The sequence below is a fragment of the Mediterranea massiliensis genome, assembly GCF_900128475.1.
Taxonomy (GTDB): Bacteria; Bacteroidota; Bacteroidia; order Bacteroidales; family Bacteroidaceae; genus Bacteroides; species Bacteroides massiliensis_E.
Genome location: NZ_LT635839.1, coordinates 536,793 through 550,319 on the forward strand (window position 1 = coordinate 536,793; position 13,527 = coordinate 550,319).

The 13,527-nt window shown below is 44.5% G+C and carries 13 protein-coding genes and 4 pseudogenes; 11 read left to right on the plus strand and 6 right to left on the minus strand.

Going from position 1 to position 13,527, the window contains the following annotated elements:
- The first annotated feature begins 2 nt into the window (after positions 1–2).
- Positions 3–887, plus strand: a complete 885-nt coding sequence (locus BQ7483_RS15745) for a LysR substrate-binding domain-containing protein (RefSeq protein WP_072546539.1) — start codon at positions 3–5, stop codon at positions 885–887.
- A 72-nt stretch (positions 888–959) separates the two neighbouring features.
- On the opposite strand, the pseudogene BQ7483_RS15750 reads toward BQ7483_RS15745, so the two are convergent.
- Positions 960–1,664: pseudogene (locus tag BQ7483_RS15750) on the minus strand (MutS-related protein); the annotation flags it as partial.
- Positions 1,665–1,769: 105 nt separating this feature from the next.
- On the opposite strand from BQ7483_RS15750, the pseudogene BQ7483_RS18080 reads away from it, so the two are divergent.
- Together BQ7483_RS18080 and BQ7483_RS18275 are read left to right on the plus strand one after the other, a co-directional pair.
- Positions 1,770–1,868, plus strand: a pseudogene (locus BQ7483_RS18080) (IS982 family transposase); the annotation flags it as partial.
- A gap of 504 nt (positions 1,869–2,372) precedes the next feature.
- Positions 2,373–3,537 (plus strand): annotated as a pseudogene (locus tag BQ7483_RS18275) (IS4 family transposase).
- A gap of 31 nt (positions 3,538–3,568) precedes the next feature.
- Here BQ7483_RS18275 and BQ7483_RS15765 read toward each other — a convergent pair.
- The 3 genes and pseudogenes from BQ7483_RS15765 to BQ7483_RS15775 form a co-directional block, all read right to left on the minus strand.
- Positions 3,569–3,952: pseudogene (locus BQ7483_RS15765) on the minus strand (MutS-related protein); the annotation flags it as partial.
- 128 nt (positions 3,953–4,080) lie between these two features.
- Positions 4,081–5,688: a phosphoenolpyruvate carboxykinase (ATP) gene (pckA, locus tag BQ7483_RS15770; protein WP_022020228.1), complete on the minus strand. Its 1,608-nt coding sequence runs from the start codon at positions 5,686–5,688 to the stop codon at positions 4,081–4,083.
- A 256-nt stretch (positions 5,689–5,944) separates the two neighbouring features.
- Positions 5,945–7,057, minus strand: a complete 1,113-nt coding sequence (locus BQ7483_RS15775) for a S41 family peptidase (protein ID WP_072546541.1) — start codon at positions 7,055–7,057, stop codon at positions 5,945–5,947.
- Positions 7,058–8,149: 1,092 nt separating this feature from the next.
- Between BQ7483_RS15775 and BQ7483_RS15790 the strand changes: the two genes are divergently transcribed.
- The 8 genes from BQ7483_RS15790 to BQ7483_RS15825 are packed head-to-tail and all read left to right on the plus strand — an operon-like array spanning position 8,150 to position 11,572.
- Complete coding sequence (locus BQ7483_RS15790; RefSeq protein WP_008653285.1) at positions 8,150–8,485, plus strand: hypothetical protein; 336 nt, start codon at positions 8,150–8,152, stop codon at positions 8,483–8,485.
- 7 nt (positions 8,486–8,492) lie between these two features.
- Complete coding sequence (locus tag BQ7483_RS15795) at positions 8,493–8,708, plus strand: hypothetical protein (protein ID WP_072546542.1); 216 nt, start codon at positions 8,493–8,495, stop codon at positions 8,706–8,708.
- A gap of 16 nt (positions 8,709–8,724) precedes the next feature.
- A complete protein-coding gene (locus tag BQ7483_RS15800) occupies positions 8,725–9,153 on the plus strand; it encodes a PcfK-like family protein (protein WP_072546543.1) in 429 nt (142 codons plus the stop codon).
- Positions 9,150–10,433, plus strand: coding sequence for a PcfJ domain-containing protein (locus BQ7483_RS15805; RefSeq protein ID WP_072546544.1), 1,284 nt, complete (start codon positions 9,150–9,152; stop codon positions 10,431–10,433). The genes BQ7483_RS15800 and BQ7483_RS15805 overlap by 4 nt, the downstream gene beginning before the upstream one ends.
- Before the next feature lie 24 nt (positions 10,434–10,457).
- Entirely contained in the window at positions 10,458–10,715 is a 258-nt protein-coding gene (locus BQ7483_RS15810) for a hypothetical protein (protein ID WP_072546545.1), read from the plus strand.
- Positions 10,716–10,734: 19 nt separating this feature from the next.
- Positions 10,735–10,965 (plus strand): DUF3873 domain-containing protein, encoded by a 231-nt coding sequence (locus tag BQ7483_RS15815; RefSeq protein WP_072546546.1) that lies wholly within the window; start codon positions 10,735–10,737, stop codon positions 10,963–10,965.
- The gene (locus BQ7483_RS15820; protein ID WP_072546547.1) at positions 10,905–11,210 is read left to right on the plus strand and encodes a DUF6956 domain-containing protein; all 306 of its coding nucleotides are present in this window, start codon (positions 10,905–10,907) and stop codon (positions 11,208–11,210) included. The genes BQ7483_RS15815 and BQ7483_RS15820 overlap by 61 nt, the downstream gene beginning before the upstream one ends.
- Before the next feature lie 53 nt (positions 11,211–11,263).
- Positions 11,264–11,572, plus strand: coding sequence for a hypothetical protein (locus BQ7483_RS15825; RefSeq protein ID WP_072546548.1), 309 nt, complete (start codon positions 11,264–11,266; stop codon positions 11,570–11,572).
- Between the two features lie 102 nt (positions 11,573–11,674).
- Here the strand turns inward: BQ7483_RS15825 and metK are convergent, their stop codons facing one another.
- Positions 11,675–12,733 (minus strand): methionine adenosyltransferase, encoded by a 1,059-nt coding sequence (gene metK / locus BQ7483_RS15830; RefSeq protein ID WP_072546549.1) that lies wholly within the window; start codon positions 12,731–12,733, stop codon positions 11,675–11,677.
- A complete protein-coding gene (locus BQ7483_RS15835) occupies positions 12,720–13,511 on the minus strand; it encodes a hypothetical protein (RefSeq protein WP_072546550.1) in 792 nt (263 codons plus the stop codon). Before BQ7483_RS15835 ends, metK begins: the two co-directional genes overlap by 14 nt.
- Positions 13,512–13,527 lie beyond the last annotated feature (16 nt).

Consider the following 13,527-nt stretch of genomic DNA (forward strand, 5'->3'; position numbering starts at 1 on the left):
ACATGGAATTACGACAACTGAAGTATTTCAAGGAAGCCTGTGAGCGGCAGAATTTCTCGGAAGCTGCCCGCGTGCTTCACATTTCCCAAAGTACGCTTTCGCAACAGATCAAGCAGCTGGAAGACGAGCTGGACGTGCTGCTCTTTGACCGCATCGGCAAGCGCATTGCGCCCACCGAGGCAGGCTGTGCCTTTTTGCCCTATGCCGTCCGGGCCATTCACGACGCCGAGGACGGCCGACAGATTATCCGTGACTTAAAGGGTATTGAGACGGGAGTATTGCGTATCGGGGTGACCTACAGCATGAGCCCCCTGCTGATAGCGGCTCTGAAGCTTTTCTCGGAAGCTCATCCCAAGGTGAAGGTGGAAGTGACGTTCGCCACCTCCGAGGAATTGTTGAAGCGCTTGGACGGCAGCGGTCCCGACTTTGTGCTTTCTTTCAAGCCGGAAGGGTTGGCGGACGAGTTTAAAACGATTCCGCTCTTTTCTTCGCAACTCAACTTCATCGTCCATCGCTCGCATCCGCTGGCCGGTCTTTCTTCCGTCACTCTGAAGCGCCTGACGCGGACGCCGTTGATATTGCCAGCACGTGGATTTGCTACGAGGGAGAAGGTGGAGGAATTGTTCCGCCGGCATCAGATGGACCTTGCGGCGTGCATTGAGATAGACGATGTGCACACCATCATTCATGCTTTGAAGAGCGGGCAGTGGGGAACCATCCTGACGCAGGCAGCCGTCCGCGGGGAGCCGGAACTGGTACAGATCCCTATCCTGTGCAACGACCGTCTGACGTCGCGCGGCTTTCTGTTCTGGCCTCAGGGAACCTATCGGAAGAAGTCGGCCCTGGCCTTTGCCGATTTCCTGTTGAAGGTGACGGGCGGGCGATAGCTTAGGGCACATAGGGGAGTGAAACGGTTGACAACAAAAAAAGTCTTGAGAAAAGTGGAAACTTCTTTTTGTTTATAATCCTCCCAATTCCTTTTTTACCAACCAGTATCCGACTTTGGCTTCGGATATCCCTTGGCGTAGTTGGTAAGAGCATAGGAATTGGCCATTTTCAATTTTTGAATCCATATAATAAAAACAGCATGTCTTGTCTTTTTCAAAATGTTGGGCGTATTCCAGAATATGGGTAGATATGAGAAGAAATGAGCAATGTAAATATTTCTTAAGTATTTCGTTTACGGCAACAGAAGCCTCGAAAGCATCTTGCGCATTTGTCCCACGGAACATTTCGTCCAGTATTATCAGGCATCGTTTGCCGGATTTTGCTTTTTGAAGAACTTCTTTTATCCGTAGAATCTCTGCCATAAAATGGCTCCTGCCATCGCGCAATGAATCCGGAAGATTGATGGATGTATAGATTCCGTCAAAAACCGGACAAGTCATTGATACGGCAGGAACTGGCAAGCCGCAGTGTGCCAGCTATACAGCAATGGCTATTGCTTTGAGTGTGGTGGATTTGCCGGCCATATTGGAGCCTGTGAAAAAACAGATATTGCCATTGTCCATCTTCCAGTTATTCTTGCGCGCTTTTTCAGTGAACGGATGTACAAAGCCATTGATGGAGAAATCCATTGACGTTGTCATTCCCGGACAACAGCAGTAACCTTTGCTGGTGGCTGTACGGTGTGCGCTACGGCATGCATCCAGTATATAAATAACGTGAGTTCGAAATAAAAATAAATATATTTCAGTGATAATTAGAAACATAGCGATAAAAGTATTAAATTTATAGTGCTGAATTATAAGATTTAAACGATTACCACTATGTTTCCAGAGTCTAAAGTTACAGAGATTTATTGTATGGCCGATGATTTTTGCAAGGAATTTACATTGCAACAGGAAAAATCACTACTGTCCAATAAAAGTTAGCTAATCGGTCTTTGAAATTATTGAAATACAGTCTTTTAAGCAGTCCTTTAGAATGAAACGGATTTGAATTCGTAGCTTAGCGGTCAAATTGAAGGCCGCTTATGAACCAAGATAAATACGTATTCGCTCAACTTACCGCNTGTGAAAGCAGTTCTCTGACCAATTCTAAGTGGGTGCAACGGAACAAATAGTCATATCTGTCAAAAATATAGGTAGAGAGATGTGTCTTGTTATCTTTAGAGTGCTTTATTACTTCTTTTAACTCACTGGAGTACATGGTATATTGAATGCTCTGTGCAATTTCTTTCAGAAGTAAAGGTGCATCTTTTGGAAGATTTGTTCGTAACAGTTCCAGTTGATTTAATAATCGTATGCACTACTGTCCAATAAAAGTTAGCTAATCGGTCTTTGAAATTATTGAAATACAGTCTTTTAAGCAGTCCTTTAGAATGAAACGGATTTGAATTCGTAGCTTAGCGGTCAAATTGAAGGCCGCTTATGAACCAAGATAAATACGTATTCGCTCAACTTACCGCTTTTCTGAACAGAACCCAGTTCAACAACTTCGTTCGCAAGTATGATGGCAATCGCTACGTGAAGCAATTCACCTGCTGGAATCAGCTGCTTGCTATGATGTTCGGACAACTGAGCAATCGTGAGAGTCTTCGCGACCTAATTGTGGCTTTTGAAGCACACCGAGCTAAGCAGTATCATCTTGGTTTGGGACGCCATCCAATAGCCAAAGCCACTCTCGCTTATGCTAATCAGAATCGTGACTACAGAATCTTTGAAGACTTCGCATTCTATATAATGAAGGAAGCTTGCGAAAAGCGAGGGACCAATATCTTGGAAATCCCAGGAAATAAGTACGCTTTTGATTCAACAACCATTCCGTTGTGTCTAGCCACATTTCCATGGGCGAAGTTCCGAAGAAAGAAAGGAGGAGTGAAAGCTCATGTCTTATATGACATTGAAGCACAAGTTCCTGCCTTCTATACTGTAACCACAGCATCGAAGCACGACTCTACAGAGATGTGTTCAATCCATTATGAACCAAATGCTTATTATATGTTCGATAGGGCTTATGACTTTTTTTAAGGAACTATATAGGATACACCTGACAGGTTCCTTTTTCGTTGTCAGAGCTAAAACGAACTTGAAATACACAATGGTTAAATGGAAGCGTAGGATGCCTAAGTATGTACTTACAGATGCTGAAGTGAAACTGACCGGATATCTCTCAGAGAAGAAATATACCGAGTCATTCCGATTCATTCGTTACTACGATGAAGAGGGTGACCGTGAGTTCACTTTCCTGACAAACGCAACACATATTTCTGCATTGGACGTTGCTAATCTCTATAAGAAAAGATGGTTGATCGAGCTATTCTTCAAATGGCTAAAGCAGCACCTTAAAATAAAAAGATTCTGGGGCACAACGGAAAACGCTGTCCGCATTCAAATCAGTGTAGCTATTATCACATACTGTCTTGTAGCTATTGTCCAACACGATATGCAATTGAAACGCTCAACTTATGAAGTTTTGCAGATTCTAAGCATCTCTCTAACGGACAAAACGAACTTACGTGACCTGTTCGATAAGACTGATTTCAACGATATCAAAGAACTCGATTATCCCCTTTTTGAAGGACTATTTGATTAATTTTTTAACTCGTCCATTTTTATTGGACACTAATGAATCGTATGATTAAAATAACGCCTCGTTTGATGACATACCGTTTGGCATCGTGCCTTAGCAAACGGTCGAAGGCTGAAGTGAGTGAGATTAGAATATTGGGTTTTCTGATCTGGTCTCGGTATTCCAAGTAATATTCAATGAAGTCAAGTTCTTCTTCATTTAAAGGGAGTTCGGGCAAGTTCTGCCAAGCAATGGCTTCCTGCCTTTTTCGTATAGCAGATATGTCATTCAGAGGATAAGTAATCCAATGAAGCATCAGTTGTTTCCCTTTTTTGGTTTCTGTTGCAGAGAACAAGGAGCAGAGAGGATGTTCGTTGCGCATGCCTTCTACAATGCTTAAATCAGCCAAAGTTTGTTTGTCTGTGTCCAGATAAGTCATTTCCCTTGTTTTTTTTGTACAAAATTAGGAAATTGTTTATAAAAAACAAGAAAATGAATAAAAACAGAAAAGCGGCTCTTGATTACCAAGAACCGCTTTCACATATGTTTAATTTGTTCTATTCAGCATTAGAGCTTCGGACCAGCAGCAACCAGCTTCTTGCCAGCTTCGTTGCCAGTGAACTTCTCGAAGTTCTTGATGAAGCGGCCAGCCAGGTCTTTTGCTTTCTCTTCCCACTTGCAAGCGCAGTCGTAAGTGTCGCGAGGATCGAGGATCTTCGGATCTACGCCCGGCAGTTCGGTAGGAACTACGAAGTCGAAGTACGGGATAGTCTTCGTCGGAGCCTTGTCGATAGAACCGTCCAGGATAGCGTCGATGATACCACGAGTATCGCGGATGGAGATACGCTTGCCGGTACCGTTCCAGCCAGTGTTAACCAGGTAAGCCTTGGCACCAACTTTTTCCATCTTCTTAACCAGCTCTTCTGCATACTTGGTCGGGTGCAGGCTCAGGAAGGCTGCGCCGAAGCAAGCGGAGAATGTCGGAGTCGGTTCAGTGATACCACGTTCTGTACCGGCCAACTTGGCGGTGAAACCAGACAGGAAGTAGTACTGAGCCTGTTCGGGGTTCAGGATAGATACAGGAGGCAATACACCGAAGGCATCAGCTGACAGGAAGATTACCTGGTGAGCGTGAGGACCTTTGGATACCGGCTTAACGATGTTCTCGATGTGGTAGATAGGATAAGAAACACGAGTGTTCTCCGTTACGCTCTTGTCGGCGAAGTCGATCTTGCCGTTGGCGTCAACTGTTACGTTCTCCAGCAAAGCGTCGCGCTTGATGGCAGCGTAGATATCGGGTTCGCTTTCCTTGTCGAGGTTGATAACCTTGGCATAGCAACCACCTTCGTAGTTGAATACGCCTTCGTCGTCCCATCCGTGCTCGTCGTCACCGATCAGCTTACGCTTCGGGTCAGTAGACAAGGTAGTCTTACCTGTACCGGACAGACCGAAGAAGATGGCAGTGTCAGTGCCTTCCATGTTGGTGTTGGCAGAGCAGTGCATGGAAGCGATGCCGCGCAGCGGGTTCAGGTAGTTCATGATAGAGAAGATACCCTTCTTCATTTCACCGCCGTACCAAGTGTTCAGGATAACCTGTTCGTTGGTCTTCAGGTTGAATACAGTAGCTGTCTCAGAGTTCAGACCCAGTTCCTTGTAGTTGTCAACCTTAGCCTTGGCAGCGTTGAACGATACGAAATCGGGTTCGCCGTAGTTGGCCAGTTCTTCTTCTGTCGGACGGATGAACATGTTCTTTACGAAGTGTGCCTGCCATGCTACTTCCATGATGAAACGTACTTTCAGACGAGTAGCGGGGTTGGCGCCGCAGAATGTATCCATAACGAACAGACGCTTGCCGGAGAGCTGCTTAACGGCTTTGGCCTTCAGGTCGGCCCAAGCTGCTTCGGAGCAGGGCTTGTTGTCGTTCTTGTATGCATCGGAAGTCCACCATACAGTGTCCTTGCTGGCTTCGTTATAAACGAAGAATTTATCTTTAGGAGAACGGCCGGTGTAGATACCAGTCATTACGTTTACTGCGCCCAGTTCTGTTACCTGGCCTTTTTCGTAGCCTTCCAGACCAGCTTTGGTCTCTTCTTCAAACAATACTTCATAAGACGGGTTGTGGAGAATCTCCTTTACGTCCTGAATACCGTACTTGCTTAAATCTAAATTTGCCATTTCTTTTAAGATTTTAAAATTGGTATTTTTGTGAATAATCTCTTTTTACCTTAGCGTTTTGCGGGAGGCGGCTCGGCGTGTCCGTCCGGACCTGCTTCGAAGGGCACCCCCTTGTTTTCCGCGTACAAAAGTACTATTTTCTTCTGAAAGAAAATCGGGATTGAAGAAATTTTTCTTTAATTGGCCTTCTTTTATAAATCCATAACAATATCTGCTAACTGAATGTTGCAAAACATATCTTTTTTTGTGGAGGCCTTTAAAGTGAATCGGGTTCCTTTTCCAATTCCTTGGCTACCCACAGCGTCCATGTGTCCACGTTGTCGGTCAAGGTTTCGGGCAGGGGTAGCGGGATGCGCACATCGGGTGCAATACCTGTCTGGTCGATACCTTTATCGGGCAGGCGGCAGGAACGTGTCATGGGGATATAAAGAGTAATGCCGGATTGGGGCAGGTTGACGCCGCGGCAATTTGAATAGTCAAGGCATCCTTTCGTGTTGTCTTGTCCGTAAATGGTGGTGCGTTGGCTGCACGACCGCAGATTCAGAACCATTTGTTCGCCGGCGCTGGCTACTTGGCCGTCTATAACAAGTGCTGCCCGGCGGGGGAGTGGGGAAATGGTATCATAAGCGATGTCTACTTGTCTGGGCGTCATGGCCACAAATTCGTCTTGCGACTTTTTCATGGTTTCCACCACTTGCTGAAGCCAATCCAATTCTATCTCTGCCATCTCGGCGATGTGTGCGGGTGTGTTGCGTATTTCGACTCCGTCCACATACCCCTTCCGGTCGTACAGTAGTTTCTCGTATGGGTTGAATATGTCATCGGTTCCTCCGCCGTTGCCTCGTATGTCAATAATCAGATTCTCGCATCCTGAGGTCAGGTAGGCGTCAATGGACTGATGTACCCATTCCAGTGTCGGGTCATCTCCCATACAGGATGGGAAGCGGATGAGGAAGGTATGGTCAGTCACTTTCCGGAAGGTTTTGGTGGGGTTGTATTCTTTCATCTCTTCATACGTGGGTATTTTCCGCATGTAGGGCTGGGAATAGCCGCCTGCCCGTAAGTGGAAATCGCCAAACCAGGCATAAAGTTCGCCCAAGGCTTCCCAGGACTTTCGCCCCTGCTTGTCCACTTGCTGGCGGCAACGGGCTTTTAGTGCTTCATATTGATCTCGGGTTTGCTCTGTCACGAAAGTGGGAAATCCCGCATAATTGGTTTCCAATTCCCGGACACCAAAATCAAATTCTGCCAAATCGGCGTTTGAAGAAATCTTTTCTTGCCCGGCTGCTGAGGTATGGACAAAGAAAAGCAAGGCGCAGAAGAACAGTAACTTGAATGTCTTGTTTTGTAGTTTGGATGTATTTTTCATGTTCCGTTTGTTTATATGTTTCTGCGGCAAAGATAACGTTTTCCTTCAAACAAGTGGCCGTATGTGGCGGGAAAATCGTATTTTTGCATTCGGAAGTTACGAAAAGAGTGTATTTTATTGGAAATGAGCGTATGTTAATCGCTCATGATAGTAATAGGTTACGATTTAGTTAGTTATCTGCTGCATTATTCTTCTGCGCGTTGCGTAACCTTCAAAGAACTCTTCGTATGCAAAAGTAACAATAAAACGGGAGATTTTGATATGAATCTCCCTGATTTTTTTTCTATCTCATACAAGTTTTTCCGTAAAAGCGGCTTTATTCGTCGGTACACCATCGCCCAAAAGGATTTTGAACGAACGTGTGCCGACTACTGCATAAGCGGAGAAAAGGGCTTTGCCTCACGCCTAAGCAACAGTTTAGACTGATGAGGCAAAGCCCATTTCTTTTGTGCTTATGCCAAAGAGGTGTTTTTACGGCTTTTCAGATGATTTTTCTTTTTCGCCGTTCTTTTGAGCCGGAAGCGGAAAGCCGTGTATGACCGCTTGCCCATAAATGGAACAAGCCGTCACCCACAGCAGGCAAACAGGGAAGAATGATTTTATCTGCCCGCCCCGACACGTCCGGCCGGACAGATAAAACCATACTTCCTTGCAGGTGGTTTGCTCGGTTTCATGCTACCGGCTATGTCCTTTTTTGGGGGGACTTCCTTTTTTCACGGATTTCTCTTTTGAAGTTTTCTGTCTAATCTGCCTCTACTTCCGTTTACCTCCATTTTCGCGCCTTTCAGTGGGCCGCATCAGGCAGTCATTTCCGTTCTGGGCGCAAAGGTAATTTCGGGATTTGACGGGAAAGCAAGGTCAAGCCTCCTGTTTTCGGGAAAAATCTCCAGCCCTGCGGGTAGTATTTTTCTCGAAAAACCTTGCATTCCCTAATCCCTACCTTTTTAAGCACCCGAAACGAAAACGACCGATGCGACAGAAAGACGCATAAAAAAAATGTCGGATAAACGAGAGGCAGATAAGATAGTTTGAAACTCAACTCCCTCAGCTCTTGAATCCGCATAAAAAATAAAAATCAAAAACAGAACAGATATGGGAACAACAATGGCAACAAAATTCGTGGCTTGGGAAGTGCCGACATTGGAAGCACTGAAAGGCAGTAAGGTTTACATCCTTCGTGAAAAACTGAACAACGGAGGACAGATGAACCGAGAGGAAAAAGATTGGCTCACCGAAAAGGTGAATAGCAACACCTATTTCAAGAGCGCAGTCCCCCTGCAAGGCTGGAGGTTTGACTTCTCCGATGTACTCCGCACGTTTCTCGTGTGCCAATACGGACGTTGGACGGAATACAAGGCAACGGACAAGACCGGACTTCGTAGATACCTATACGGCAGGATAGACAACATTGTAGAACTTGAAAAATAGCGAGGATATGACAGCAACGGCAGACTTCAGACAAGTGGCGCAATACATAGGGCTTGCGATATGCGCCCTAATCATGCGCACCGCCCTTTGGGTGTTCGGCATCCTTTGGGGTATCGTCAGAGAGATAGTAAACGGAGTGTCCCGAGTGGCGATAGGCATAATCGTGGCTATCCTTTCCGCAATCGCCTTATTCGGCTTCATCCTTTGGTTATTCACCCTTTAATCTTACCGATAACGATATGAAAACGACAGACCATTTCAAGAGAACGATACAGATGTATTTGGAGCAACGTGCAGCGGAAGATGCGCTCTTTGCCAAGAAATACCGTAACCCTGCCAAGAACATAGACGATTGCGTGACCTACATTCTGAACTATGTGCAGAAAAGCGGTTGCAACGGCTTCACGGACGGGGAGATATACGGACAAGTCGTACACTACTATGACGAGAACGAGATAGAGGTGGGCAAGCCTATCCAATGCCAAGTAGCCGTGAACCATGTGGTGGAACTCACCGCAGAGGAAAAGGCGGAAGCACGTCAGAAGGCTATCCGACAATATCAAGAGGAGGAAGTCCGCAAGTTGCAGAACCGCAACAAGCCGAGAACCGCCACCAAAGCGACCACCCAAGAAGTACAACAACCCTCATTATTTGATTTAGGCTTATGAAACCGAGAACACATATACAGCAGGAAGTCGCACATCTGAGCAAGCGACTACCGAGATTGACCGCCACGCAAAAGGCATACGCTTTCCGTCATTGCTTCAAACACTACGCAATCAAGAGAGCGGACGGCACGAACATCTGTACCGAGTGCGGACATTCGTGGAAGAGCGACCACGACCTTGCAGACACCCTTTGCGGATGCACCTGCCCCCATTGCGGTATGCAGTTGGAAGCATTGCGCACCCGAAAGAGCGTTTTCAACGACAATGAGTATTTCTCCATCGTTACGACCAGCAGGCAGTACCAAGTGATACGCTTCTTCTTCGTCAAGTCCCGATACAAGGCAGGGCAAGCAGCCGAGTATTCAATTTATGAAGTGGTGCAGAGGTGGATTTCACCCGATGGAAAGACAACGACCGTTGCCCGACTGCGTGGTATGTCAATGTTGTATTACGACCAATGGGCGGAATACAGCGACATGGAGGTACGCAAGCAAAACAAACTCCAAGCATACGATATTGCCCCAGTATGCACCCATCCTCGACAGCGTTTCATTCCCGAACTGAAACGTAACGGTTTCAAGGGGGACTACCACAACATACTACCGTATGACCTTTTCACGGCTATCCTTTCCGACAGCCGAGCCGAAACACTCTTGAAGGCAGGGCAATATACTATGTTGCGTTACTATATCCGCAGTTCCTTTGACATGGAGCGGTATTGGGCATCCGTCAAGATATGTATCCGCAACGGTTACACCATTTCGGACGGCTCCATGTGGCGTGACACCATCGACCTCCTGCGTCATTTCGGCAAGGATACGAACAGCCCGAAGTACGTCTGCCCTACCGACCTCAAAGCGGAACACGACAAGTTGGTGAGAAAACGCAACCTGCAAAGGGAGCGTGAGCGGACGGAGCAGCAACGGCAAAAGGCGATTGAGGACGAGAAGAATTATCTGAAAGCCAAAGGCATCTTCTTCGGACTTGTGTTCTCCGACAGCCTTATCTGCATCAAGGTCATAGAGAGCGTTGAGGAAATGGAAGAAGAAGGGCGGATAATGCACCATTGTGTGGGCGGTTATCACAACAAGGCAAACTCCCTTATCCTATCCGCCACCATTGACGGCAAACGGATTGAAACGATAGAAGTGTCACTGAAAACGCTGAAAGTGGTACAAAGCAGAGGGGTATGCAATTCCAATACCGAGTACCACGACCGCATCATCCGACTTGTGGAGGACAATGCCGGACTTATCCGTCAGCGTATGAACGCAGCATAATATCAACCTATAATACAGAATAATATGGAAGTAAGATTTGAAAGCATGGTTTGCTTGTGGGACGATAAAATTCCCACGATGTTCCTTGCATTTATGAACCTCCTCACTTTTTGTCAGAGTGAGGAGCAGTTAAGGGCAAGCGTAAAGGACTTTTCCGAGAAACACGAACTTGACAAGTTCTTCCTTTACGGCTTCGGCTCACATCATTTCTACCTGCACCAACGCTATACGAGTAACCCCGAAATGGTTATGCGGAGCAGAGTGTTGTCAGTACATTTCTAACCATCTAAAAACAACGATTATGAGTACACGGATGACCATCAACGGAGTAAGCACCTGCACGAAAGCAGGGACAGAGAAATACGAGAAGTTCCAAACGGGTATCGGCAGACGCAAGCGGACACTTGTGCAGTACGACTACCGCCACACGGACGGGGAATTATTCTCTTGTGTGAAACCCACTTTGGACGAGTGCCGAGCCGCACGGGACAAGTGGCTGACGGCAAAAAGAGGAAAGGAGGACAAGCGATGAACGAATCAGGCTACCAAACGCTGATAGTCAAGTTCAGCAAGCCCATCACGGAATTGGACGGCATCTTTGACGATGCCGAAGCGTGGGGAGTTGAAACCCTTAAAGGATGGGTAGAGGACTATGAGAGCAGTCGGTTTACCGCCATTGACAGCCATACGGCAGTCATAACGAGCGAGTACAATATGGAGTGTGTGAAAACATGGTTGGAAAGGAACACCCCCATAGCCGAGAAAACAGAATTTTGAACATTCGGGCGGTGTCCGCACCGCCCGAACATAGCACCCAAAGAAGAATGAATATGATAGCAAAGACAATTTTGGAGCAGATAGGTGGCAGACGCTTTGCCGCCATGACGGGAAGCAAAGACTTCATAGACATGGGCAACGGCTTACGCATGAGCCTTGCGAGGAACAAGACGAGTGCCAACCGCCTTGACATCATCTATGACGGAGGGGCAGACCTCTACAATATGCGCTTCTACCGCAGGACGTTCAGCAAAAAGACATTCGAGTGCAGGACGAAGGACATTGAAACGCACGAGGGGATATATTGCGATATGCTGGAGGAAATGTTCACGATGGTAACGGGACTTTACACCCGTTTTTGAGTGGGTGGGCGGCAAAAGCCGCCTACTTTCTTTCAGTGAGCAGGATGGCGGACAAAGAAAGTAGCAAAGAAACCTCTGTGCCAATCTTCGATAAAACCAGTCTTATAAAGATATGATTTGTTCCCAATTGTAATTAGGATTAGAGAAATGTCCGTATATAGAAGTTGGTTGATATATAGTATTCTTTAATTTTAACAACTCAATTATTGCATTAGGTCTAAAATCGAATTTTGATAGAATAAATTGTTTCAATTTTGTAGAATTGGATTCTTTGTCTGTGGAAACATTTAGCATGGTAGGCTGTTCTTCTCCAAACAAATAAGCCACTGCTATTTTGCATTCTTTTTCTAATCCGTTTGCGACTATGTTTTTTGCAACAAATCGAGCCATGTAAGCAGCACTTCTATCTATTTTGCTCGGATCCTTTCCAGAAAAAGCACCTCCGCCATGTGTTACCAAACCGCCATAAGTGTCTATCATTATTTTACGACCAGTTAATCCTGTATCGTTAACAAACCCACCTTTATAAAATTTTGATTTCCTATTTATCTGAATATCTACATTTATACAATCAATCAGTTGAGTTAAAACCTTCTGTTTTATTTCATTTTCAATGAAATCGGGATGAACATTCTCCTTATGCTGTACATTGATTATCAATTGTTCAAGATTATTTTCGCTAATTGTAACTTGTACTTTCCCATCAGGGAGGAGATAATCTACGCTCTTTCTATACGTATCAATCTCTTTGGCTATTAAATTAGATAAATATACACCATACGGAAGATAATTATATTGATTGTTTATAGCATAACCATACACAATACCTTGGTCGCCAGCTCCACCGTTCATAACAGCATCATTTAGTTGTCTTGATTGTGAAGTCAAAAAGTTCAGTATGTTTAATTTTTCACAATAGCCTATGGATTGATATACATCATTGACAATTTTCTCAATATCAACCCTTTTATTTTGAGTACTAATTTCTCCAGCAACAATTAAATTATTACCACTTCCCAAGCATTCTATTGCTGTATGGGCATTACAATCTTGCATCAAGAAAGCATCTAAAAGAGCATCACTTATTTGGTCGCATATTTTATCGGGATGTCCTTGTAATACACTTTCTGTTGTATATTTGTCTAATTTATCGAATATCATAATTCTGTTTTATACAGCTCCATTCTTCTGTTAATTTATTGTTTAGTTTTTTGTACACAGAATTGCTATTCGGAGATTTATTATATGCCAATGTCGTTTCATATTCAAGTACCATATAGATAGCATCCTGAATAGTTTTATTTTTAGTTGATTTAGGTGTGCTAAAAATTTGTTTGAATTTATCACACAAATTCTTTAATCTAAAAAAGAATGCTATGTGGTATATCAGTTCTATTAAGAACAATGACGATAAAAATAGTTGCAAGAATGGTATGGCAACGACGTTATCTTTTATTCCGTAGTATGCAAATATCAAAAGCAAACCAAATAGTATTGTGTTCTTTATTGCCATTTTAGGCAACATCACTTTAATGATATTATATGTAAAAAAACAATTCTCATAACAATTAACCAACATTTTATATGGTCCTTTCTCAATAGAATCATTATCGTAATAATTCAAAACTGGCTTTTCCAGCAATTTCGTGCCTAATGAATTGTCGATAAATCCTTTCCGTCTTTCATTAGCAGCCATAGGTTGCATTATAATTTCTACGATTATATATAATAAACCATACCCTATAATAGAAATATAATTCAAAACATTAAATAAATTAGCAATCCATTTTATAGAATCTAATGAATGGCTTATACAATTTATTTGGAACGTTTGGAGTAATATTGAACATATGAATGTACTCCAGAGGAATCCATTTTCGATATTGCGCCAAAAAGCAATCGTCTTGTAGCTTATCTCATACGGTAATTGTCTATCCATATCCTTTATTTTTTTG